Genomic DNA, 26089 nt, shown 5'->3' on the forward strand with positions numbered 1-26089 from the left:
AAAAAACTCGTCTAAATAACAAACTCATTTAGAATCGAGAAGCTAGAACTATGTCTTTTCGGAAATTATAAAAAAACACATTTATGAAATTAATAAAAACATTCCTTTTATTCACTTTCTTCCTGCCTCTAATTTCTACTGGGCAGACAAAAGCGACAGTAACAATTCAAAACAATTCGGTTTTAGAAAGAAAAGAAACTTTGGTGGCTGTAAAATGGCAGACAGTACTTTCCTCGTATCCTAAAATAGATACTTCAAATTTTATCGTAATTGATTTTAAAACAAAAAAACAGATTCCTTTTCAGTTAGAACATCGCGGTAATACCGCTGTTCAAAATTTATTAATACAAGTTGATCTTAAGGCAAAATCTTCACTTACACTAATTATTCAAAAAGGAAAACCTGAAATATTTACGTCTAAAACTTATGCGCGCTATGTACCGGAACGTAAAGATGATTTTGCGTGGGAAAATGATAAAATTGCTTTTCGTACTTATGGAAAAGCATTAGAAAAAACCGAAGGAGACGCTTATGGCTATGATGTCTGGGTAAAAAGAACCAATAAATTAGTAGTGAACGACCGCTATAAACGTGATGACTATCATATTGATCACGGAGACGGATTAGATTATTATCATGTAGGTTTTACATTGGGCGCTGGAAATATGGCTCCGTTCGTAAAGGATACGATTCGTTATTCTGGTAATTATCATTATTGGAAAATTTTAGACAACGGTCCTCTACGCTCTACTTTTCAATTGAATTACGATTCCTGGAACGCTGGCGGCATTAAAGTAAAAAATACCAAAATTATTTCGATTGATGCCGGTTCTCAATTAAACCGAATCGAAAACATCTTTACTTTCGAAGATAACAAACCAATGCCTGTTGTAGTTGGAATCATAAAACGTGAAAAAGCAGGTGTGATTGCATTAAATGAACAGCAGGGAATTATGGCTTATTGGGAACCAACTTTTGATAAAGACGGAACTACAGCTGTTGGTTCTATTCTAACAACACCAGTAAGTAAGATGTGGGTTGATAAGGAACAGCTCCTATCTAAGACCTCAGTTAAAAATAATGAACCAATTGTATATTATTCAGGAGCAGCTTGGGATAAAGCAGGTCAAATTACCAGTTCAAAACAATGGCAGGATTATTTAGATCATTTTAATCAGGAGCTTCAAAGCCCATTGATTATCAGCATAAAATAAAAATTTACTAATAACCAAAAACTAAAAAAATGTCAATTAATTTATTCGATTTAAAGGGAAAAACAGCACTTATTACAGGAGGAGTTCATGGTCTGGGAATGGCAATGGCCAAAGGTCTTGGGCATGCAGGTGCAAAAATTGTGGTAAACGATCATTCGTCGCAGGAAGCAGTTGATAACGCCATAGCTGAATACAAAGCTGAAGGAATCGAAGCTTACGGATATCTGTTCGATGTAACCGATGAGACTGCCGTGATTAATGCAATCAACAAAATAGAATCTGAAGTTGGTCCAATCGATATTTTGATCAATAACGCAGGAATTATCAAAAGGACTCCTATAATTGAAATGGAAGTTGCCGATTTTGAAGCTGTAATAAAAGTGGATTTAACAGGGCCTTTTATTGTTTCAAAAAATGTGGCTAAAGGAATGATTGAACGCAGAGCAGGAAAAATCATAAACATGTGTTCGATGATGAGCGAATTAGGAAGAGATTCTGTAAGTGCTTACGCCTCGGCAAAAGGCGGTCTAAAAATGCTGACCAAAAACATGGCTACAGAATGGGCGAAATTTAATATTCAGACTAACGGAATTGGTCCAGGATATTTCGCTACAAGCCAGACGGCTCCCATTCGTGTAAACGGGCATCCATTCAACGAATTTATTATGGGAAGAACACCTGCCGGCCGTTGGGGAGATCCTGAAGATTTGCAAGGTGCTGCCATATTTTTAAGTTCAAAAGCAAGTGATTTTGTAAACGGGCATATTGTATATGTTGATGGTGGAATTTTGGCGACCATAGGAAAACCATCTAACGAAGAATAAATTTTCCGAGATTAAAATTAAATTATCTTGATAAAAGTAACGTTGGAGATGCCTCCCATTTTGCCACAAAAGCTAAGGTATTTTTTAATGATTCAATTCTAAAATTTTGTGGCAGAATCGTGGCGTATAACTCTTCAAATGGTACTCTATTTATTCAAATTAAGCTCTTCTAGATTGAGTTTCAGATGGCAGAGCGATTAAAAACATTTTTTAATCGTAAGTATTCAGTATTTTTAATATATTTGTTATACAGAAAGAATAATACTACAGCCAGTAGTTAGTTAGTATTTAAAATTTCGTGAATGATTTAATATTGAAGTAGAAAAAATTTGAATTTGGGTGCAGAATCGGTGCACTTTCGGCAAAGACATTTTATAAAACCTAGTATAGACAGGACTTCAGCGATAAAGTTCGAATCCTGCTCTCCCCACGGAAAGGCCGAAAAGGCACAAAACTTAAAGTTTTCAATCTTTTCAAAAAGCCATAAAAAATGTCTGAAGACCTGCAAATTCAACGATTTGCAGGTTTTTTCGTTTTAAGCCTATTTTCAATATTTTTAAAAGCTCACAAAATTAAAGGTGCAGAATCGGTGCACTTTCTTCATTGCCCGTTCAACTCTAGTAAGAAATACATTTTATACACTATGTCTTTTAAAGGAGTACACTCTTTCAAAAATAAATTCACTTACCTACAGGTAACTTCTTTTAGCCACTATCTGAACATTTACTTTCTAAAAATTCGAAAAATAATTTCTTTAAAAATTTAAAAATAGAATAAGGAACACCTTCATTAAAAAACAACTTAAAACATTAAAAACAAAAAAGTTAACAATTAAAAAACTTTTCATTCCCCGTTACTATTCTATTCTAAAAGCTGATAAAAATTTGAACATTAGAGATGATAAAAATCAGATTGGTAATAACCTTTAAAACCATTATAAATATATATTTAAATAATATTATTTGTATTCGATCTAAATAAACATAAATTTGCAGCGTAAAATAAATAACCGCCATGAAGTTAAATTTCTCTTTACTGCTGCTCGCCTTTATAAATATTGGTCTGGCGCAAGATGCCAAAATTACCGGGAAAATTATTTCCGAAAATAACGAAGTCGTCTCTTACGCTTCTATATCAATTAAAAGTCCTAAAAAGAATGCTGTTTCTGATGACAAGGGAAATTTTGAAATTACAAATCTTTCTCCTGGAAACTATATCATCTACTTCTCTGCGATGGGGTTTACAGCAGAACAAAAAAACGTTGAACTTCATGAAAATGAAAATCTTGATATTTCCATTACTTTAAAAGAAAACATCAATACGTTGCAAACTGTAGAAATTACTGGACGAAAAGAAAAATCCTATCGAAATACCAAATCTTTTATCGGAGCTAAAACAGAAATCGCTTTGAAGGATTTACCGCAAGCAGTTTCGTATGCTACTAAAGAATTAATAGCCGATCAGGGAGCAATTCGTGTGGGCGAAGTCGTGAAAAATTTCAGCGGTGTAAGCCAATTTACTTTTTATGACGATATCTCCATTAGAGGTTTTAGAATAAACGGAGGAAGCAATACGCAATTACTAAATGGCATGCGAACATCCACCGGATTTTGGAAACAGCCTCTAGCAAACTATCTGGAGCGTGTTGAAGTTTTAAAAGGACCATCCTCTGCTCTATTTGGGAATGCTTCTCCTGGAGGAGTTTTAAATCGTGTAACCAAAAAACCATTAGACCAAGCCGCAAACAGTGTGAGTTTTTCTACTGGAAGTTTTAATACTTTAAGAGCTTTAGCCGATTTTACTGGGCCATTAACCGAAGATAAATCACTTTTATACCGTTTGAATTTAGGTTATGAAAATGCCAACTCATTCAGAGATCTGCAATATGATAAGAATATTGTGGTAGCTCCTTCCCTTTCTTTTCTTCCGAATGATAAAACAAGCGTGAATTTTGATTTAATCTACAGTAGCTCAAATGGAAATCTAGATCGCGGACAGTCTACTTACGAAGACAACCTCTATTCCACAAAAACTTCAAATTCGTTAAACTCAACAAACGATTATTTAAAGGAGGAAACCTATATCGTTACCACTTCTTTAAACCACCAGTTTTCAGATCGCTTATCTTTTTCAGGATCGTATATCAGAACGGGCTATAATGAGGATCTCTTAGAGCACCGTGGTGCCAATAAATATGCTTCTGCTGGAGACGGATCGACAATTCCAACCGCAATTGAAATGCAGGTTTTTCAACGTAAACGCAAGCGTTATATTGATAATCTTTCCACTTTCTTCAAATATGAGGCTAAAACGGGAGCTTTAGACCATAATTTAATTGCAGGATTTGATTATGCTCAAGAGGAGGTTCCTGTAGGAGGTTCACAATTAACTGCAAGTGGTTATAGAAATGCGGCCAATAATGGCTTTATCGCGACTTATAATCCTGCAAATAAAGCCAATTATTTGTTGGATCCGAAAGGAAATCCAGTGCCAAACGTAGCTCATTTTGATTTGAGCAATCCATTTGCATCGCAGCAATTAAAAGATATGAGCAAATATTTTTATGTGGCTCGCCAGGTAGATCCAACCTATTATTCATTGTACGGAATTTATATTCAAGACCATATTAAATTTGGCGCTTTTCAGGCTTTAATTGGTATCCGTTACGACGAATATTCAGATAAAGTAAATTACAAAAAAGCCACAGAAACAAAAGTAAAACAGCATTCGTTTTTACCTCGTTTTGGCCTTACTTATACACTTAACCCAAACATTAACCTCTACGGAACTTATGTTCAGGGATATAATCCTCAAACGGCGTCTACTCTGGCAAATCCAAATTCGGGAGGTCCATTTAATCCGTTAGAGAGTAATATGGTTGAATTTGGAGGGAAATCTTCTTGGTTCAAAGAAAAACTTTTTGTGACTGTTGCGTTATTCAAAATACAGCAAAAAAACACGTTATATCCTGCTAATGATCCGTCAAATCCCGATTTAATGAGATCTATTGGTGAAGAAGAATCTAAAGGTATCGAATTTGATTTGAATGGAAATATTACGCGCAACTGGAGTATTTCTGCCGCTTACAGTTATAATGAAGCTTATATTACAGAAAGTCCGATTGAAGTTGAAGTTGGAAGACAAAAAGCAAATACTCCAAGACAACAAGGTAACATCTGGACTCGTTATAATTTTACTAATGGCGCTTTAAAAGATTTTGGAATTGCAATGGGATCTAATTTTGCAACAACGCGTACTATGAGCCAGACTACTACAGAAACTCTTCCTGGATATACCTTGTTTAATGCTGCTTTTTATTACAATATCAATAAATTTAAAATTCAGCTGAACGCGAATAATATTCTAAACAAAACCTATTGGGTTGGAGGGTATGATTATATCCGTTTGTTCCCTGGCGCTCCTTCAAATTGGCTTTTAACTCTTGGTTACTCCTTTTAAAAAGCTTTAATTATATTGAAAATATTTTTTACTGCCTCTTTACATGAATAAGACATTTAAAAAAAACATTGGAGTTTTACATTTATGGCTCGGACTAACGTCCGGGCTTATTGTATTTATTGTAGCCCTTACCGGAAGCATTTTAGTTTTTGAAGAAGAAATCGACGCTTTTATTAATCCTGAATTTTATAAAATTTCGAATATTGGAATCCAAAAAATGCCTGTTGATCTTTACGTTAATTCTATTGCAAAACAATATCGCATTACAGAATTAGACCGAATTCAAACGTATCAAGATCCAGCAAGAACAGTAATTATTTCTGGAACAGATGCTGATAAAAAAGATCAGATTTTCTCCGTAGATTCGTATACAGGAAAAGTACTGGCAACCATTCCTGAAAAAAGCAGGTTTTTCTCTGTAATACTAGATCTGCATCGTCATTTGATCCTAGGAGAAGTGGGAAAATTTATTACAGGCTGCAGCTGTCTTATTTTTATTTTTATGTTGCTTTCGGGACTAATTTTATGGTGGCCAAAAAAAATAAAAAACTTAAAGCAGAGATTGACCATAAAATGGAATGCTTCTTTTAAAAGGGTCAATTGGGATTTTCATTCTAATTTTGGTTTCTACAGCTTTCTATTTCTTCTGATCATATCCTTGACTGGATTGACCTGGTCTTTCAAATGGTTTGAAAGCGGTATCTATTTACTGGCAGATGGAACAGCAAAAAAAACTTCGGCTAAAGTTGAAAATCCGACAAAAGTGGATCCAAAACTGGATAAAACTTTTTTCTATCAAAACATACTTTCAAAAACAGAAAACATTTATAAATACAAAGGAGATACGCAGATTAGAATCCCATCTGATACCATAAACAGTATTATGGTTATTAAATTGAATCTTGAAAAATCTATTCCGAATATTTCAAGTATGGCTTATTTTGACAAATACACAGGTAAACTTTTGAAAATAAGACCTTATGAATCCTTTAGCAATGGCGATAAAGCACGACGCTTAATTTACCCAATTCATACAGGAAGCATTTATGGCTATCCAACCAAAATTCTAGCTTTTATTGTTTGTTTATTTGCGGCAACATTACCCATTACAGGACTTCTTATCTGGTTGGGAAGAAAGAAAAAAAAGTGATGTTCTTGGTATTATATTTAAACACATAGAAACATAGAATTGAGATACTTAAAAAAGGCGTTTCGCTTATTTAAAACAAACATAGTTAGCAATTTATAAATCCCTAAGTAAAACAAAAAAGTGGACTTGGAGATTTACTTTTTTTGAAAATAGAGATAATTAGTTGTTGCATTTATATCTCGTAATCGTATCTGAGAATTATTAAATTCAAACAGCTTCCAGTTGAAATTTAATTTAGAAAGCACTCCTGTATTGAAAATTACTTTAACTTCTCTGACACCATTTTGAACAGAACTTTCCCACTGTCCCGTTTCTGAAACCCCACTTTTGGTGGCAACTACAGATTGATCGGTTTTAAATACAAATGTATAGTCGCTGTAATTTGAAGTCTTTACAGCACCATCGTAAAAATAAGGTATTTCCCAAGAACCTTTTGCAATGGTTGCGTCAAAATCTAGTGTCACAAGGTTATTTTCTGGGCAATAATCTATGGCATATTTAATAGCGTTTTCGAAATCCTCATTATTTGAAATCGTTTTTGTCTGATTATTGTAATCTGCAATTGTGATAGGATATTTTAGAGAGATATACTGGCTTTCATTTAAATTTTTTATAAAATTAAAAAAGGCCTGATCGCTTACTATTAATTGAGAACTCGCTGCTTGATTGAGGCTGTTATAGCTGTTGATTGTGATGGGATAATTGATATTCAGACCGTTGATTTTGGATAAAAGATCTGGATAGAGATTCCAATAATCGATTAAAGAATCAAAATCTGCCTGATTTGGAATCAGTTTTTCGATGTAATTATAATATACCATCGTTACAGGAAAATCTATTTTTACAATATCATCATCATAATTGCTTGCGTTGATATTATCCAAAACTTTTTGATAATCGGCAGTTGCGTTTACTGCAATCTGCTCATTATTTACTGTAACGGTATAAGGGAGTTTTATAGTACAATAACTAGATCCGTCAATCATATTATCCTGTACAGTTCTAACCATAGCAACCCTTTGCAAATAAGTTGTAAGCGGAGAAACAGTAGTAATGGTTCCCTGCGAATTATTGTTTTGCTCGTCTACTTCACTTTGACAGGAAAACAGTAAAAATAGGAAAACTGCAATTGATAAATATTTTTTCAAAAGGAACATATTTATATTTTTACAAAGGTAATAAATTTTAAAACAAACTGTTTTTTAATAACCTACAGCAAGGCTTGATAATTTTCATCTATACTAAATTATCAAAAACCAATAGCATTTTATTCTTCTATAAAACAATCATCTCTACTTTTACCCTACTTAAATTAAAAACAAATACTTTTACGCTGAAAAAATTGAAACTCTAAATGCCAGATCAAAACCAATCTAATACTTGTGATGAAATCATTTTTTCGTCTTTCTTCAAAAGTCATGTAAAAGCACTTCGGAATTTTCTTTTTTACAAATTTGGAAACGCAGAACAAGCAGAAGATATAACCCAAGAAGCATTTGTAAAGCTTTGGCAGAACTGCGCTTCTGTACCTTTAGAAAAAGCAAAATCATACCTTTACACCATTGCCAATAACAGCAGTCTCAACCAGATTGCACACCAGAAAGTGGTTTTGAAATATGAAAAAAACTTCACTGGTTTGGATAAGACCAATGAGAGTCCGGAATATCTTCTGGAAGAAAAACAATTTCAGGCTAAACTTTTAAAAGCCATCGAAAACTTAAACGAAAAACAACGCACTGCCTTTTTGATGCACAGAATTGATGGCAAAAAATACAGTGAAATTGCCTTAGAGCTCAACATTAGCGTAAAGGCAGTAGAAAAACGCATCCATTTGGCCCTGTTAAGCTTACGTAAAGAAATTGACTTATAAAAAGTAGGGTAAATTTAATTCTAATTGTTTTAATTAAATAATACGATAAAATGAAAAAAGATCGCTTATTGGCAAAATGGCTCAACGACGAATTATCTCCGGATGAATTGGCCGCATTTGAGGCAAGCCCCGATTTTGAAAAATACCAAAAGATAAAAAACTATACCGCTCATCTAGAAACAGGCGATTTGGATGAAAATGCTATGTTATCGAATATTTTAAGCCAGAAAAAAACAGCGCCAAAAGTAATTCCTTTATATAAAAAATGGATGTTTAGAGCTGCCGCCATATTCGTTCTCGCTCTTGGAATTACGTTTGCGATGAAAGTTTTTGTGCCTCAAACAGAAACTGCCAATTTTGGAAAAAAGACCGCTTTTTCATTACCCGATAATTCTGAAGTGGTTTTAAATTCAGGTTCTGAAATACACTATAAAAAGTGGAATTGGAACAACAACAGACATTTGGAACTTAAAGGAGAAGCTTATTTTAAAGTTGCAAAAGGCAGAAAATTTGAAGTGCAGACCAATCTTGGAAAAGTAACGGTTTTAGGAACGCAATTTAACGTTAAAGCCAGAAAGAACAGGTTTGATGTTGTGTGTTATGAAGGCCGTGTCAAAGTAAATTATAACAACATTCAAGTTTTATTAACTCACGGACAAAGTGTTCGATTTGAAAATGGAAAAGAGGCAAAAAGCACTGTAAATTCATCACAGCCAGAATGGATGGATAACCAAATCTGTTTCTATAAAGAAAACATACGAACTATTTTAGATGAAGTTGAAAGGCAATACAATATTAAAATCGATTTAAACGCCAAAGATACTATCTCTCTGTTTACAGGAAAACTGCCTGCAAAAGATCTCAATACAGCTTTGCAGATTATTAGTACGACTTATCATTTAGAAGCTAGAAAAGTTTCTAACAACAAAATAATTTTTAACGAAAAATAAATGTTCCGCCCCAAACAATTTCATTTTTTGTTTTTTCTCTTTTTTCTTGTCCTGAATATTTTTGCTCAAGACAAAGGAAAGGTTATGCCTTTTAAAAAAATAATAATTGATATTGAAGAACAACATGGCGTAAACTTTAATTATACCGAAGATAATATTGAAGGTCTCGAATTAAATCCTCCCAAGAAATCATTTTCATTAGAACAAAAATTGGAATATCTCGAAAGAAGAACACATTTGTCTTTTGAAAATATAGGCAATAAATTCATCAATATCTATAAAAAGGATACTATTTCTAAAATGATTTGTGGCTATGTTTTATCTTCCATAGATAAAAAGCCTATTGAAAATGCCAATGTTAGTTTAAATAATAAAACTCACTATACAACTGATTCTGAAGGTTATTTTGAGTTTAATAAAGAGGATAAAAACAATTTTATAATTAGTCATATTGGTTTTGCCTCAAAGAGAATTACGGCAGGAAATACAAAGGTTAAAGATTGCATTCAAATCCTGCTAGACCCTGAAATTACAGAATTGCACGAAATTAAAACCAATGCTATTTTGGCTTCGGGGATTTCTAAAAACACTGATGGATCTCTTGAAATTAAGCCGAAAAAATTTGGTATACTTCCCGGCCTTATTGAACCCGATGCGCTGCAGACTATGCAGCAGATTCCAGGTGTAAACAGTTTGGATGAAAGTGTATCAAGTATCAACGTTCGCGGTGGTACACACGATCAGAATTTATTTTTGTGGAATGGAATACGTATGTTTCAAACAGGGCATTTTTTTGGTTTGATATCCGTTTTCAATCCAAATCTTGGGCATACCATTTCCATCTATAAAAACGGAAGTTCTGCCTTTTATGGAGAAAGCGTTTCAAGTATAGTCTCGATTTCTTCTACTCCAGAAAAAGCAGAAAAAAACTCTTTTAGCGCGGGAATCAACATGATTAATGCTGATGTTTATGGAAAATATAATCTTTCTAAAAAAAGTTATATCGAAATTTCGGCACGCAAATCGATTACCGATTTTGTAGAAACTCCTACTTATAAAGAATATTTCAATAAAGTATTTCAAAATACTACCATTACCGATTTTTCGCAGAACCAAAATCTTAATTATAAAAGTGATAAAAAATTTGGCTTTTATGACGCTACAGTAAAATACGCGCAAAAAATAGGGATCAAAGATCAAATCACACTTGATTTAATAACGATAAAGGATAATCTGGAAGTTACTAAAAGTGCTGCTTCATACAATATAAACAAATCGCAAACCAATGTTTTACGCCAACAGAACTACGGTGCGAATTTGTTATGGAAAAGAAACTGGAATAAATTTAACACAACCAAAATTAATGTTTATAATTCTTCGTACGAACTTCTAGCCGATCAAAAATCAATTTACGAAAACCAGACTGTTATTCAGGAAAATACCGTAAACAACAATGGCGTTAATTTAGAAAATAATCATATCCTAAACTCTAAATTTAGTTTCAGCGACGGATATCAATTTAATGAAATTGGCATTACTAATTTAGAGCAGGTAACTAATCCTGATTTTTATCGTAAAGTAAAAGACGTATTACGAACTCATGCTTTAATTGTAGAAGGTAAATACAATGATACCATTTCCCGAGTATATTTTAAAGGTGGAATGCGGCTTAATTATATTGAAAAATTCAAAAAATATATCGTAGAGCCTAGAATCCAATTGGCTTACGGACTTAGTAAAAGTGTAACTTTAGAACTTCTCGGCGAACTCAAAAGTCAAAACTCCCAGCAGATTATTGATTTGCAGAAAGATTATTTTGGCATCGAAAAAAGACGCTGGATTATCTCGAATAACGGCACAATTCCTATTCAAAGAAGCAGACAGTTATCTTTAAACTTGTTCTATCAAAAGAACAACTGGCTTTTGGACATCGAAAACTTTTATAAAAAAGTAACCGGAATAACAACCTCCAGCCAAGGTTTTCAGAATCAGCTTGAATTTATTAGAACCACAGGCGATTATGAAATTTGGGGAACAGAAATCCTAGTTCAGAAAAAAATAAACCACTTTCTTACGTGGTTAAGTTATACTTACAATGAAAACAATTATAATTTTCCGAATTATGAATACCCTCGTTTTCCCAACAACTTTGAGCTGACACACTCTTTGTCTTGGGCCGCAATTTATGAGAAAAACAATTTCAAGATTGCTTTAGGAACAAAATGGACTTCTGGAAGACCAAAAACATCTCCAAATTTATCTCAAATTGATCTTTCTGATCCTGTACTGGTTTACAATAAACCAAACGACAGTAATCTAAATATGTTTTCTCAGGTTAATCTTTCCTCAACGTACAAGTGGGAAACCGCAGATGGAATTCAATACAAAATAGGAATCTCAATCCTAAATATACTAAACAGAAGAAATGAAATCAGCGAATATTATAGAATAAATTCTTTAACAAATTCTATAGAAGAAGTGGATACTTTTTCACTCCAAAGAACTCCAAATCTGAGTTTTAGAATTTCATTTTAATATCGTTTCTACAAGAGTTTTTTAGGCTCTCATTATACATTTTTATTTTTTTTTCAAAAAATCACAATTCTTTGGTAGGGTAATCTTTACTAAGGCTGTTTCACTATAGAATCATCATTTGATTTGAGACAGTTTTAAAATATGAATACATCAGAAAATTCAACATCTAATAAACGGCAGATCAGATTTGCATCAAAATGCAAATCTGAAATAGTACCCATCATGGATGCTCTTTACATTATTAACGGAAAATGGAGAATCTCAATAGTCCTTACGCTTATGGAAGGTAACAAACGGTTTTCTGAAATTCAAAAAGAAGTGCAGAAAATCACATCCAAAGTTTTAGCTGATGAACTTAAAGAAATGGAACTAAACGGATTTGTTGAAAAGAAAATAGATGGTCAAAGCCGCGCTAAAACCGAATATCAATTAACCGATTACAGTTCATCACTTGAGCCTATTATCAAATCATTACGGGATTTTGGCCTACAGCATCGAAAAAAAATACGGGACGAAAGCTATCAAATTAACAAAATCGCTGACTGATTATTATCTATTACCAATACAAACCAAATATGAAAAGAAAAAAAACAGCAATTGTAGCTTCAATATTACTCCTGATGGTTTCTGCCGGCGTCTACTTTTATTATGGAATTATCTTTAAAGAAGCCCGAAATATAGAATCAGAAACGCCAGATTTTAGTTTAACGGCAAAAAAACTGCTTGAAGATTATAACGAAGACCCAAAAAATGCAGATTCAATATACCTCAACAAAACTATTGAAATAACGGGCCTTGCAACCAAAGAAACCGATTCTTCATTGATACTTGAAAATAGTGTTTTCTGTCTTTTCAAAGAAAAACTAAAAGACAAAATGATCAATAATAAAACCACAATTAAAGGCAAATGCATTGGATATGACGAATTGTTTATGGAAGTCAAAATAGACCAATGCACAGTTAAATAAACCAAAAAATTAATAATTAATTTATGAAGAAAATTTTAGTTCCGTTCTGCCTGTTTTTAGTTACACTGGCTTACTCTCAGGATGATTTATTGAAGAGTCTTGATTCTACACAAACAGAAGAAAGCTATTCTACAGCTACATTTAAAGCTTTACAGCTGGTAACCTTACAGACCACAAAAATGCCTGCTAAAAAAGAATTTTATTTTGTGGTTTCGCATCGTTTTGGCACTGTAAAAGATGGTTTTGACAGTTTTTTTGGACTTGACAATGCAACCACAAAACTCGGAGGAATCTACGGTGTTACAGATTGGTTATCGGTCAGCCTTTCGAGACATACTTTAAATAAAATGTATGAAACCGGATTGAAATATCGGGTAGCAAGACAAAACGATAATTTTCCGCTGGACATTGTTGGGTACAGTGTTGCAGATATCAATACTTTTTTAGAAAAAGACCAATATCCTGGTTTAGAGTTTAAACATCGTATGACGTATGTACAACAGGTTTTACTATCTAGAAAAATCAGTGAAAAATTCTCATTAGAATTAGTACCGTCCTTTATACACAAAAACCTTTACAATCCTGATATCGAAAGAGACAATCAGTTTTCTTTTGGTGGTGGTGGACGCTATAAAATCACGAAAAGATTATCTGTCAATTTAGAATATATGCACAATTTTGATAAACCTGACTTTTATAAAAATCCGTTGTCTGTAGGTCTTGATGTGGAAACAGGCGGACACGTTTTTCAATTAATCTTTACCAATTCACAATCTATGAGTGAGAGCGGATATCTTACCAATGCCTCTGGCGACTGGGGTAAAGGGGATTTCTTCTTTGGCTTTAATCTATACAGAGTTTTCTAACAATTAAAAACAATAAATCATGAAAAAAACAATCGTACTTACCATTTTACTCGCGGCATTTGCAAGCTGCAGTGATTCTGACACCGTTCAAGATATCGAAGGAACACCAACAACTCCGACTACACCCACAACCCCAACTACACCAACGAATCCAACTGACCCGACAACTCCTACTGCGGCTACTTATAGCAAAGATGTAAAATCTATTATTGATGCCAATTGCATAAGCTGCCACTCCAGCGGAAGATCGGCATCTTTTAGACCATTAACTACTTATGCGCAAGTAAAAGCAGCAGTAGAAAATGCTGGTTTATTAGGCAGAATCCAGCTTCAAAGCGGCCAGCAGGGACTTATGCCTCAAGGTGGAAGAATGGCTCAGGCTAATATTGATCTAATAGTAAAATGGAACACCGATGGTCTAAAAGAAAATTAATTATTATGAAAAAATCATTTATTAATTTCTTTGCGCTACTGCTTATTATAATTGCGAATAACGACGGGTTTGCACAAAAACTGATTACAAAAACAGGAAATATAAAATTTCAGGCCTCTATGCCTACTTACGAAGAAGTTGCAGCCGAAAGCAAATCAGTTTCAGCTGTTCTGGATCAGACAACAGGAGATTTTGCCAGCTTGGTGCTTATAAAAGGTTTTCGGTTTAAAGTAGCGCTGATGGAAGAGCACTTTAATGAAAATTATATGGAATCTGAAAAATTTCCAAAAGCGACTTTCAAAGGCAAAATTGAAGATTTTGATAGTTCAAAAATTACAAGTTCTCCTAAAAATTTCACATTAAAAGGAGATCTTACTATTCACGGAAAAACAAAACCAGTCTCTGTGATTGTAAAAATTTCCAAAACTACAAATGGAGTTAATGCTATTGGCACATTTGAAGCAAAACCAGAAGATTTTGATATTGAAATACCAAGTCTTGTCAGAAAGAAAATTGCCGAAAAAATAAAGATTAATTACAATTTCTTATTAGTTAAATAACCCTTTTTAAGAATCGGATTTATTCAGATTTACAAGAGTTTTAAGCATGACTAATGTTCTCGAGGCCGGTAAACTTATTACGCCGGTCTCTTTTTTTAACCTCAAATCGCATTAAAATGATCTGTAAAAATTATATTGTTACCGGAGAAGATGTAAATGATTATATGGTTATGGAAGATACCGCATATATCTCGTATACGATCCGATTGTTATACCATTTTTTGTTTCATAACGGTTTTTCCAAAGAAAAGCTTAATTATATGCATTTAGGTTTACAGGAAGGAAATCATGAATTAATCATCCATAAAAACCTGATGTTTACAGAACATTTTTTAGTTGAAATGAAGCATTGTTATATAGAGGATAAAATCAATATTAAAAGCTGCTTTTTTAACTCAAAAAACGAATGCTGTGCAGAAGTAACAAAAGAAGTAAAATGGTTTGACGCAATCGGTAAAGAAGTCATTAAAACGCCAAATCAAATTCTTAGACATTTTTATCCAAAAGTATAAATTGAATTTAACTGGAGTAATAAGAATAATCTAAAAAGAATCAATTTTCGTATATAGTATTAAAGGAATTATTTATGGAACTATCTTCTGTTTTTTTTCTAAAAATTCTTCGGATACTAGCTAGGAAATATAGCATAGGCTTTACTTTTGAAGAGCTAACAAAGCTTGTAACAACAGTGTCTAATGTTTCAAAATTTACTAACAATATTGCTTCTGAAAGGGAAAACCAGGCAAAACTGTTGGATGTTTTAGTTTTGATGAACTCTGAAGGCTACATTTTTCTTAATTCAGATACTGATCAAAGTTTAATTACAATAAAAGGTCTTATTGCAATAAATAATAAAATTTTATGGAATTAACTTTTCAAGAAAGCAATTAAAAATTGGCTGCTAAAACTCAAAATTTTATCCTTGAAATACATAGTAAGTGAATTTGATACCTTTTTTTGCGACTAAAGGCTTAAACCTTTATAATTCGAATATATTAGTGATGACGAGTTTTTGTTAAATCACTGATTTGATTCTAAACGTTTCAAAATCACATTTTTTAAACGTCCTTCATGTTCATCTCCCCAATTGCCAATAGCTGAAATTACAGGAATTAATGTTTTTCCAAAATCTGTCAGGCTGTATTCTACTTTAGGAGGTACAACAGGATAAATGACCTTTGAAACCAATTCATGATCCTCTAATTCCTTCAGCTGAATATTTAGAACCCTGCGTGAAGCATCTGGAATTTTACGCTGCAGTTCACTTGGCCTTTTATGACCTTCATTTATAAACCAAAGCAAACGTATTTTCCATTTGCCATACAAAACTTCCCCTATCAGGTCAAGTCCGCAGTTTAGATTCGGGATTATTTTTCTTTCATACATATAACAAAAGTAAACCTATGTTCCGATTTATACAATAGGGGAAAAATTTATCCCTATCTGAATCGTAACTCCGTACTTGTGAGAAAGTTGCATACTTCTCAAATTTGTACTAAAGAAATTTAAATCGAATATAAGATGGATTATCAAAATGAATTATCAGGCAAAATTGCCCTAGTAACAGGAGGCACAAAAGGAACTGGAATGGCAATTGCAGAAAGACTGCTGCAAGCTGGTGCAACAGTTATTATTACCGCACGAAACGCGCCAGAAAAAGAAAACACCAAACTGCATTTCATTGCTTCGGATTTGAGTAAAGCTGAAGGAACACAAAAAGTTGTCAGTGAAATATTGTCGACTTACGGAAGACTGGATATTCTTGTGAATAATCTAGGTTCTTCAACCACACCCGCAGGCGGCTTCAGCGCACTTACTGATGATGATTGGGTATCAACCCTAGAGGCTAATCTGCTTGCCCCTGTTCGACTGGACAGAGGTTTTATCCCTCAAATGATAGATCAAAAACAAGGTGTTATTATTCACATAGCTTCAATTCAGGGTAAATTGCCTTTGTATGATTCCACTCTCCCCTATGCTGCAGCAAAAGCTGGACTTATTAATTACAGCAAAGGCTTATCTAAAGAAGTATCTTCAAAAGGCGTGCGTGTACTGACTGTTTCGCCAGGATGGATCAATACAGGGGCGACAAAAGCTTTTCTTGGTGAGATTGCAAGAAATGCAAACAGTACAGTAGAAGAGGCGCAGCAAAGCGTTATGGATGCATTGGGCGGAATACCTTATGGCAGGCCAGCTGAACCGGAAGAAGTGGCTGAATTGGTTGGATTTCTTGTTTCACCAAGAGCTAAATATTTAACAGGAACTGAATTTGTGATCGATGGTGGCACAGTACCGACGATCTAATAACCTTTAAAAAATTAAAAAGATGAACTTACCTAAAGTGATAAAAGATTTAGTCAATGCACAGAACAGCTTCGACAGCACTGCCTATGCCAACTGTTTTTCCGAAAATGCTGTTGTATTTGATGAAGGCAAAACGCATAACGGAAGACTGGACATCCAGCATTGGATAGACGAATCAAATAAAAAATACAAATCAGTGATGAAACCTCTTCAATATGCTGAAAATGGAACCGCAAGTGTCTTAACTGCAGAGTGCGCAGGAACATTTCCAGGAAGCCCCATTACACTACAATTTCATTTTGATATTGCTGACGGGCAAATTCAACATTTAAAAGTGACTGGATAAATAGAGAAAGTGAGTAATTAAAGGGCAATTTTGAGAAAAACATGAAATTGAAGAAACATCTTTTTTCTCACAATTGTCAATTAATTATCAATTTATAATAGTGTATATAAAAAGTATAAAAGAGAAAAACCTGCAAATCTTGGGATTCGCAGGTTTTTCTCTTTTATATGTCTAATACTTCTCACACTTATTGCAGAAGTTTTTATTATACGGTAAGTAATCAATTGTTAAAAAAAATGAAGGTCTTTCTTTTTTTTTTATCTTAGCAAAAATTTTACTTCTATAACTGCCTCATATACAAAATTTTATCAAGCCTTCTTTTTAAATAATCCAATTTTTGTATATACAATTTCAGTGTGTTTTTTTGAAAAATTATAGTTAAAACAAATGATGTTTCTCAAATATCATTCGTAACAGCGAAAATCAGTTTTGCATTTTCATTGTAATTTTTTTGATTGAATAAACGACACGGATATATGATTTTCAATTTACTTATTAATAAAAAGAAACTAATATGCCAACTCCTATCCCTGCAGGTATAACACTTGAAACCATTATCTATAATGGTCCAACAAAGGACAAAAAAAATCTTCTTTTTTTAGGCGATGGCTTTAGTGCAGCTGATAGAGCTCTTTTTGATAGAACAATAAATGAAATTGTGATCCGATTTTTTAGAAAGGCTCCTTTTAATCTTAGAGGAGTTAAAGAACACTTTAATATTTTTAAAGCATTTACACCATCACCGAGCTCGGGTATTTCATGTGCCGTGCCTGTCGACGCTAATGGGATAACAGTTCCAGACAATCCTGGCACAGCTGGAGCGGCTATTGGGACTATGATACAAAAATCAAATGCATTGGGACTAACTTATGGTTATCTGATAAACGGAACGCCAATGGCCAGACTTATAGGACCTAAAACTGGTGATCAAACATTAATAATGGATTTTATTGCTACGCTTACTTTGCCTTCTGAAGCTGCGGCAGATAATTTAATACCGCAATGTTGGGCTGCTCCTCCAAGTGGTGTCTCTTCCTCTACAGGAAAAGACCATGCATTAGTTATTGTATTGGTAAATGATGATAAATATGGTGGAGGCGGGCATCCCGATTTTGCAATGGTCTGTTTGGGCGATCAGCCTGGTTTTCAAGGATTATCAACTTCTGCTGCGGGTATAGACCATAATCCGGGCACTCCAAGAAATAATTATAATAATCTTGCTGCCGTGAGCATGCATGAATTAGGCCATTCGCACTTTAGACTTATAGATGAATATTCTGAAATAAACACACCAGCCATCGCAACTACAGCAGGCCATTTTGATGGTACTGATGTGCGTCCTAATGCTGTAACACGGAGAGATGTGCTTGATACTGTTACGAATGCATTTGACCCCAGCAAGGCCAAATGGTACAAAGACGCTTATCCCGGCAGCTCAGAAAAATTAATCGGCACCGATGCCTTTACTTATATGCAAACCAACCTCAAACCGCTATGGGAGCGACCTGCAGGTACCGTATGCGCCAATATTGGTTTTGACGGATCTACGAAGTATCCACCTGTATCGATAAGAAATGGTATTCGCTATCCGCAACGAATTATAGGTTTATATGAAGGGGGCGCCAGAGAAGGCTGTGGTGTATATATTCCTGCAGGATCGTGCAGAATGAAAAGTACAAGTTATGATAATGATTTTTGTTATGTATGTAAATATGCAATTATAGAAAAGATAGACCCAACACTGCTAGAAGCTTTGTATCGAACTTTTTACCCAAGACCTTAAAATAATTAAAAAATGGCGGCTGATAAAAGTACATTTGAGTTATTAATTGAAGAGCTAGGACAAGCCATCAATGGTGTGCTCAATGATATAGGCAATCCTGTAAAGTCTCCTCAAACCACTTTATACTTCCTTCGCAACTTGGGTTGGAATGTTCCTGAAAGTACAGACCTCTCTTCGTCTCCTCTTAAATTTATCAATAGCTTTTCTTCCATTAATCTTAATAATACTTCCGATTACGGATCGCTTATCGGATCACTAAAAAATGTAATAACCGATTTTGATTCCATCAAAGATAATCTTGGTCTTGGCGCAACATTATCTGATTTTGGCACAAAGTTTCCTAGACAGCTTCTTGATTATACGATCATGCGGCATCTGCAGTATGAACATCCAAAAATTTCTGCTTTCTTCCTCTTCATTGGTATTTTTGATAATAGCTACCAACCAGCGGCATTGCCTGCCCATATTGCCTACAAACAATATCGTATTGAATGGGAAAGATTAATCATTTTTCTACAGGAACCACATCGCATACCAGAAATTGTTTACGGATGGGGTACACCAACTTATGATGGTAAATTATTAATAGAAAATATTGAACATTTACTAAATGCGCTAGAAATACAAACTGGCGTTTATATGCCTACTGGAGATATTACTTCACAATATAGTTTAAGTGGTGATGCCTTGTATGTACCATTTTTTGATCTTGATACGGTTAAAGCTGGACTAGAAGTCTATCCAATTGCCACAGATAGCACTCCAAATAACGCAGGGTTGGCAGTGTCGCCATTCTTTATCGGAAGTGCTGAAACAGAAATTGTAATCAATGAAAATTTTTCCTTACTTATTAAGGGCGGACTTAAAATAGATAAAACCACAGGGGTAGAAATAAGACCCAAGACGGCCATAACTTTATTTGATCTTACTGCTGCCTCTGCTATTAATGGTAGTATTGAAGTAACTTTTCGAATATCGGGCCCAGAACATCTGGTACAATTAGGTGCGCCAGAATCTTCCAGACTCGAAATAGGAGCCATAGAATTAACTGGTAAAGCTCAAGTAAACCAGCAAGGCAATGATTTTACTATTGAAATTGCCGTTAAAGATTCACGTGTGGTAATAGATTTAGGTGGCGGAGATGGATTTATTTCTTCTGTACTGCCGTTGGATCCTATAGAAGTTCCTCTCGATCTTACTGTAGGATACTCCACTAAAAATGGCATTTACTTTAAAGGAAGTGCAGGAATACAGATTCAATTGCCCATCCACATTTCATTGGGACCTATTGAAATTAGCGGTATCACCATCGAAATAAAAATAGAAGACCGAAAAATACCTATATCGGTAAGTGCTGACTTTAAAGGCGAATTGGGTCCGCTTACAGTGGTTGTAGAAAATATTGGAGTGAGCACCAATTTAAGTTTCCCCGAAAATAACCGTGGAAATATGGGGCCATTTGATCTGGGTTTTGGCTTTAAGCCACCAAATGGACTGGGTCTTTCTGTAAATGCTGGAGCAGTCATTGGCGGCGGTTACTTATTTTTTGATTTTGAAAAAGAAGAATACGCTGGTGTACTAGAACTGACAATTGCAGGATTTATTTCTGCAAAAGCAATAGGCTTGATTACGACAAAGATGCCAGATGGCAGTAAAGGTTTTTCAATGCTTATTATTATCACGGCAGAATTCTTTCCTCCATTTCAACTAGGTTATGGCTTCACATTGAATGCTGTTGGCGGATTATTGGGATTGAATAGAACCATGCTGTTGGATCCATTAAGAAATGCCGTGCGTACTGGAGCAGTAAACAGTATCATGTTTCCACAAAATGTAATTGCCAACGCACCAAGAATTATTAGTGATCTAAAATCGATATTCCCTCCCTATGAAGAAAGATTTCTAATTGGCCCTATGGGAAAAATTGGCTGGGGAACGCCAACTTTGATTACACTTTCACTTGGTATTATTATTGAAATACCTGGAAATATTGCTATTCTGGGAGTACTTAAAGTAGCATTGCCAACAGAGCAAACGCCATTAGTTCAAATACAGGTTCTATTTGTAGGAACTATCGATTTTGACAAGAAAATGCTAACCTTCGACGCGAGTCTCTATGAATCATTTATTCTTACTATGACTCTGGAAGGCGATATGGCAGTGCGTTTGAAATGGGGCGATGAACCTGATTTTTTATTGAGTGTAGGAGGTTTTCATCCGTCATACACACCTCCCCCGCTTTCATTACCCACCATGAAACGCCTTTCTCTCACGATCCTAAATACAGACATTGCCTTGATACGGGTAGAATGTTATCAGGCAGTAACATCCAACACGGTACAGTTTGGTGCTAAAGCAGAGATTAAATTTGATCTTAGAGCCTGTATCATAGAAGGAAGTATTGGTTTTGATGCCTTGTTCCAGTTCAGCCCATTCTATTTTATTATTCAAGTATCCTCCAGCTTCAAACTTAGTGCCGCTGGTATTGATATATTAAGTGTAAGGGTGAGAATGTCTCTTGAAGGACCAACTCCATGGAGAGCGAAAGGTACTGGTAGTGTTTCTATCTTATTTTTCGAAATATCTGCCGACTTTGATGTTACTTGGGGAGAAGAAAAAAACACAGCCATACCAGAAGTGGCTATCTATCAAAAATTCCTCGACGATTTACAGAAAAGAGAATACTGGAGTACCATACTGTCAAATAACAAAAATCTTTTAGTATCACTTCGAAAAATGGAAGAGTCGGCAACAGCGCCTCTTGTGTTACATCCTGCAGGATCACTGGTAGTACAACAAAAAATACTGCCATTACAGGTAAAAATTGATAAAGTAGGAAGTCAAAAAGTGAACGACGTACAAAAAATCACTATTAAAAAAGCAACTAGTGATGACAATGAACTAAAAATCACAGAAGTAAACGACAACTTCGCCCGAGCACAATATCAAAACCTTACCGATTCAGAAAAACTGTCTAAGCCTTCTTTCGAAAAAATGCCAAACGGCGTTCAAATATCATTGAGTAATACAATTATCAAAAATGGAAAATTTGTACGAAAAAATGTCGCGTATGAAATTACCATTATCGATAAAGAGCCTATAAAACCATTTAGAAAAGGAAGATTCTTTATGGAAATCGGCATCTTGTTCAATCATTTCCTAAAAGGAAACAGTGTATCTAAGTCTACTTTATCTAAATCTCATTTGAATAAAATGCAGCCTTTTGCAGAAAAAATTTCTATAAAAGAAGAAGGTTATACTGTAGCCTTAAAATCAAACAATAAGGCGCACACTGCGCACGCAACATTTGAAAGTGAGATCATGGCGCAGACTTATATGGAGGAGCAAATTGCCAGACAGCCAGGACTGAAAAAGGAGCTTCAAATTATTCCTAATTATGAATTACAATCATCATGAGCGAAACATTAGCAAACTACTCTTTTTTACCATGGTTACGCCAAGGATTATCTAACAACATCATTAAATTCGACAATGATAGTTCTGTGCTTTTGCGTGCCTCTATAAAAGTAGCACTCGAAATTGAAGCAATAAAAGTAGATGGAAAAACGGAAGACAACAGAATATTACCAGCTAAAGAAATTCAACTTTATGGACCTGGTGACATTGTAGGTATAGATAGCAAGGCAATTGTAAAAACAGAGCCCAGAAACTGGATCACAAATTTTGAACCTAATTATTTACCTTATATCGAATTTTACGAAGAAGATTTTCCATGGCGATACACGCCCGCAAGACCTTCCGAAAACAAGCTTCGCCCTTGGCTCACGCTCGTCGTACTAAAAGAAGATGAATTTGAAGAGGGTCAGAATATGAAAGATAAACCGCTGCCTTTCTTTAAATTGAAAAGCGGAAAAAATAGTGCCGATATTTTCCCGAAATCATCAGAACTTTGGGCATGGGCACACGTACACATAAATACAGATCTTTCTAATGGAGCAGACGCAAACACTGCAAACTCAGAAACTATTACAGATGCTATTAATGATTTAATTAATAAAAATCCTGATAATGCCTACTCTAGAATCATTTGTCCAAGAAAACTGGAACCCAATATTGGATACTATGCTTTTCTTATTCCCACTTTTGAAAGCGGGAGACTTGCTGGATTAGACTACGAAATTCCTTCAACATTAGTAGCAAGTAAATGTGCATGGGATGACAGCAACGTTTCCGAATTTCCGTATTACCATCGCTGGCATTTCAAAACAGGCAATATGGGTGACTTCGAATATTTAGTAAACCTATTACAGCCAAAGCTTGCTGATAAAAGTATTGGAGTAAGAGATATAGACGTGATACATCCAGGCTCTAATCTTCCTCCGATAAATGACCCTGAACTCCACCATATTTTAAAACTCGGTGGCGCACTAAGAGTTCCTTTTGATTCGATGAAGCCCGCCGATAAAGCAATTGCAAAAAAATATGATGAATGGGATGAACATCCCTATCCGCATCAATTTACCAAGGCTATGGCCGCAAGAATAAATCTTTCTGATGATTATAGCATTGCAGCAAATACTATGGAGCAGGTAAATTTTGATGCTGGAATTATTTCAGAAGATGATCCTACAAAAGGTGATCCAGATCCAGTAATCACTTCTCCATTATATGGCACATGGCACGCACTACAGCAACGTTTATTGAAAACCAGCGATAGTACAGACCTTCCCAACAATAAAAACTGGATACATGAGCTAAACCTTGATCCGAGATTCAGGACAGCTGCGGGGATAGGAACTAAAGTTATTCAGAAAAATCAAGAAGAATATATGCAAGCGGCTTGGGAGCAAGTAGGTCGTGTTACAGAGATTAACAACAAGTTCAGATTTGCACAACTCGCATTGCAAGTATCTTTAAAATATTATAACAAACATCTGACGCCCCTGATTACCGAAAAAGCGTTTATGTTTACGTCACCCGTTCAAAAAAGGATTATCTACAAAAACCTTACTGTCTATCAAACCATATCAGAAAGTACGATACCAGCTGTAATGACTTCGGGCAAATTTCGCAGCATTACAAGAACTCGAGGCGGTTTTATGAAGAAACTAAACTTTTCTGATACTGTTACGCCTTATAATTTAATAGATAGAATAAACAACGGCGAAGTTGTTGTTACACCGCCAAAAACAGATCCCGAAGGCGCAATAAACCTCACCGATCTGGCCGAGGAGATGGCCCCAACAGATATTCCGCAATTGATTGTAGAGCTCTTAAAAAAATACAAGTGGTTCAAGTTTTTGCCTCTGTTATTATTGATATTGCTATTCTTATTCATGCTACTATTCGCCGCATCGTTAAGCGGATCTGTGGTATTGGGACTTATAGGAGCTGCATTGGTATGGTTCTATCTAAAATTAAAAAAATGGAACAACGATGTTATGGCAGCCACTGCTGTAACACAAGACAGTCAAACGCCTGCTGCAGTAGACCATTATCCTGTTAGTCCAGGCTTTGTCATAACATTACCCGGAAGCACTTATACACCAACAACTGGCAGTACAGACAGTGAAGAAGCCATTAAATTTAAAACTGCTTTAAAAGATGCTTTTACATTGATAAGTATTAAGTTTCCAGATCCTATACGAAAACCTGTGGATTTAAAAGACTTAACTACTTCAGTGGTAAGCTCACTAAATCCCGTTATTACTATTCCTAAAAGAACCCATCACAGTATTACTATCCCGGCTCGTATAGCCACCAATATGGTAGAACAATTTGCGCCAGTAATGGTATATCCGGAGATCGATATCCCGATGTATAAGCCATTGAGCGAAATGTCTTCAGAATTGTTTCTGCCAAATATCAACCTTATCGAACAGAATAGCATTACACTTTTAGAAAACAACCAAAAGTTTATTGAATCTTATATGGTCGGCATTAATCATGAAATGTCAAGAGAATTATTGTGGAGAGAATATCCAACCGATCAAAGAGGTTCCTATTTTAGACAATTCTGGGACGTACAAAGCTTCTTGCCTCCACAACCTGAATCGGAAACCTCAGCACAAGAATTAAGAGAAAAATTAAGAGATATTCCCAAAATACACGAATGGTCAAAAATTAATACTGCAAAAGTTTTTCCTTCGCAAGCAGACTCTCCATTGAAAAATGAACTGGGTCAGCATAACCAAAGGGCGCTAATAAGCGGAAAAACACAATTGGTATTGGTGATAAGAGGAGAATTACTGAAAAAATACCCAACAGCAGTAATATATGCACATAAAGCAGATTGGGGACCTGATCAAACTATTATACCAGACCAGCCCGCTCCAAAACCCAGAAGTGTAAGTGAAGAAAGGATTTTTGCAAAACTTTCGGCAGAGGAGGAAAAAAATCCACCACAATCTATTATCAAAACGCCCTTGTTTGAAGCAAAAGTAGAACCTGATATTTACTTTTTTGGATTTGATCTTGATGACGAGGAAGCAAGAGGTAAATTAAATCCAACTTCAATAACGGATGATCCAGGCTGGTTTTTTGTCATAAAAGAAAGACCAGGTGAACTGCGCTTTGGACTAGACATTGAAAAAGCGAAGAATGCGGCAGGAGTGGAAAAAATTGTAAACTGGAACAACCTTTCTTGGAAAGATATTCAAACGGCTGACGGAAGTTGTATTGAAATGAATAAAACAGTGACCTTAAAAACACCCAATGCTGATGATCAGGAAAATATAGAACACCCAGATGATGTGCAAGCAAGATGGTCTCCTGACACCAATGCCGCAGAACTTGCCTATATCCTTTATCAGGTTCCAGTACTTGTTGGAGTACATGCTAGCCGAATGTTACCCAAATAACTTTAA

The 26089-nt window shown here is 35.0% G+C and carries 21 protein-coding genes; 19 read left to right on the forward strand and 2 right to left on the reverse strand.

The window, feature by feature from the left end:
• Positions 1–83 precede the first annotated feature (83 nt).
• From SOM12_RS18510 to SOM12_RS18525, 4 genes are all read left to right on the forward strand, one after another.
• Positions 84–1214: a DUF4861 family protein gene (locus SOM12_RS18510; protein ID WP_320494805.1), complete on the forward strand. Its 1131-nt coding sequence runs from the start codon at positions 84–86 to the stop codon at positions 1212–1214.
• A gap of 29 nt (positions 1215–1243) precedes the next feature.
• Positions 1244–2038, forward strand: coding sequence for a gluconate 5-dehydrogenase (locus SOM12_RS18515; protein ID WP_320494806.1), 795 nt, complete (start codon positions 1244–1246; stop codon positions 2036–2038).
• A gap of 1014 nt (positions 2039–3052) precedes the next feature.
• A complete protein-coding gene (locus SOM12_RS18520; RefSeq protein ID WP_320494807.1) occupies positions 3053–5497 on the forward strand; it encodes a TonB-dependent receptor in 2445 nt (814 codons plus the stop codon).
• Between the two features lie 43 nt (positions 5498–5540).
• On the forward strand, positions 5541–6647 hold the full coding sequence (locus SOM12_RS18525) for a PepSY-associated TM helix domain-containing protein (protein WP_320494809.1): 1107 nt from the start codon (positions 5541–5543) through the stop codon (positions 6645–6647).
• Positions 6648–6781: 134 nt separating this feature from the next.
• On the opposite strand, the gene SOM12_RS18530 is transcribed toward SOM12_RS18525, so the two are convergent.
• A complete protein-coding gene (locus SOM12_RS18530) occupies positions 6782–7804 on the reverse strand; it encodes a hypothetical protein (protein WP_095931650.1) in 1023 nt (340 codons plus the stop codon).
• 197 nt (positions 7805–8001) lie between these two features.
• On the opposite strand from SOM12_RS18530, the gene SOM12_RS18535 reads away from it, so the two are divergent.
• From SOM12_RS18535 to SOM12_RS18580, 10 genes are all read left to right on the forward strand, one after another.
• Positions 8002–8517, forward strand: coding sequence for an RNA polymerase sigma factor (locus SOM12_RS18535; RefSeq protein ID WP_095931651.1), 516 nt, complete (start codon positions 8002–8004; stop codon positions 8515–8517).
• Between the two features lie 50 nt (positions 8518–8567).
• Entirely contained in the window at positions 8568–9467 is a 900-nt protein-coding gene (locus tag SOM12_RS18540; RefSeq protein ID WP_095931652.1) for a FecR family protein, read from the forward strand.
• An 84-nt stretch (positions 9468–9551) separates the two neighbouring features.
• Positions 9552–12002, forward strand: a complete 2451-nt coding sequence (locus SOM12_RS18545; RefSeq protein ID WP_320494811.1) for a TonB-dependent receptor — start codon at positions 9552–9554, stop codon at positions 12000–12002.
• 141 nt (positions 12003–12143) lie between these two features.
• On the forward strand, positions 12144–12548 hold the full coding sequence (locus tag SOM12_RS18550) for a winged helix-turn-helix transcriptional regulator (RefSeq protein ID WP_095931654.1): 405 nt from the start codon (positions 12144–12146) through the stop codon (positions 12546–12548).
• A 29-nt stretch (positions 12549–12577) separates the two neighbouring features.
• Complete coding sequence (locus SOM12_RS18555) at positions 12578–12970, forward strand: OB-fold protein (protein ID WP_095931655.1); 393 nt, start codon at positions 12578–12580, stop codon at positions 12968–12970.
• 23 nt (positions 12971–12993) lie between these two features.
• Positions 12994–13836, forward strand: coding sequence for a DUF5777 family beta-barrel protein (locus tag SOM12_RS18560; protein ID WP_095931656.1), 843 nt, complete (start codon positions 12994–12996; stop codon positions 13834–13836).
• 19 nt (positions 13837–13855) lie between these two features.
• The gene (locus SOM12_RS18565; protein WP_095931657.1) at positions 13856–14269 is read left to right on the forward strand and encodes a hypothetical protein; all 414 of its coding nucleotides are present in this window, start codon (positions 13856–13858) and stop codon (positions 14267–14269) included.
• Between the two features lie 5 nt (positions 14270–14274).
• On the forward strand, positions 14275–14829 hold the full coding sequence (locus SOM12_RS18570) for a YceI family protein (protein WP_172426957.1): 555 nt from the start codon (positions 14275–14277) through the stop codon (positions 14827–14829).
• Between the two features lie 116 nt (positions 14830–14945).
• Positions 14946–15341, forward strand: coding sequence for a hypothetical protein (locus tag SOM12_RS18575; protein ID WP_095931659.1), 396 nt, complete (start codon positions 14946–14948; stop codon positions 15339–15341).
• Positions 15342–15415: 74 nt separating this feature from the next.
• A complete protein-coding gene (locus SOM12_RS18580) occupies positions 15416–15700 on the forward strand; it encodes a hypothetical protein (protein ID WP_095931660.1) in 285 nt (94 codons plus the stop codon).
• A 149-nt stretch (positions 15701–15849) separates the two neighbouring features.
• On the opposite strand, the gene SOM12_RS18585 is transcribed toward SOM12_RS18580, so the two are convergent.
• Positions 15850–16215: a winged helix-turn-helix transcriptional regulator gene (locus SOM12_RS18585; RefSeq protein ID WP_095931661.1), complete on the reverse strand. Its 366-nt coding sequence runs from the start codon at positions 16213–16215 to the stop codon at positions 15850–15852.
• A gap of 135 nt (positions 16216–16350) precedes the next feature.
• On the opposite strand from SOM12_RS18585, the gene SOM12_RS18590 reads away from it, so the two are divergent.
• The 5 genes from SOM12_RS18590 to SOM12_RS18610 all read left to right on the forward strand — a co-directional run bounded on the left by SOM12_RS18590 (position 16351) and on the right by SOM12_RS18610 (position 26083).
• Positions 16351–17133, forward strand: a complete 783-nt coding sequence (locus tag SOM12_RS18590) for an SDR family oxidoreductase (protein ID WP_095931662.1) — start codon at positions 16351–16353, stop codon at positions 17131–17133.
• Positions 17134–17155: 22 nt separating this feature from the next.
• Positions 17156–17479 (forward strand): nuclear transport factor 2 family protein, encoded by a 324-nt coding sequence (locus SOM12_RS18595; RefSeq protein ID WP_095931663.1) that lies wholly within the window; start codon positions 17156–17158, stop codon positions 17477–17479.
• Positions 17480–18245: 766 nt separating this feature from the next.
• Complete coding sequence (locus SOM12_RS18600; RefSeq protein ID WP_253251882.1) at positions 18246–19262, forward strand: M64 family metallopeptidase; 1017 nt, start codon at positions 18246–18248, stop codon at positions 19260–19262.
• A 366-nt stretch (positions 19263–19628) separates the two neighbouring features.
• Complete coding sequence (locus SOM12_RS18605; RefSeq protein WP_320494812.1) at positions 19629–22679, forward strand: DUF6603 domain-containing protein; 3051 nt, start codon at positions 19629–19631, stop codon at positions 22677–22679.
• Entirely contained in the window at positions 22676–26083 is a 3408-nt protein-coding gene (locus tag SOM12_RS18610) for a hypothetical protein (protein WP_320494813.1), read from the forward strand. The genes SOM12_RS18605 and SOM12_RS18610 overlap by 4 nt, the downstream gene beginning before the upstream one ends.
• Positions 26084–26089 lie beyond the last annotated feature (6 nt).

It is taken from the genome of Flavobacterium sp. CFBP9031, assembly GCF_034044945.1.
Classification (GTDB): Bacteria; Bacteroidota; Bacteroidia; order Flavobacteriales; family Flavobacteriaceae; genus Flavobacterium.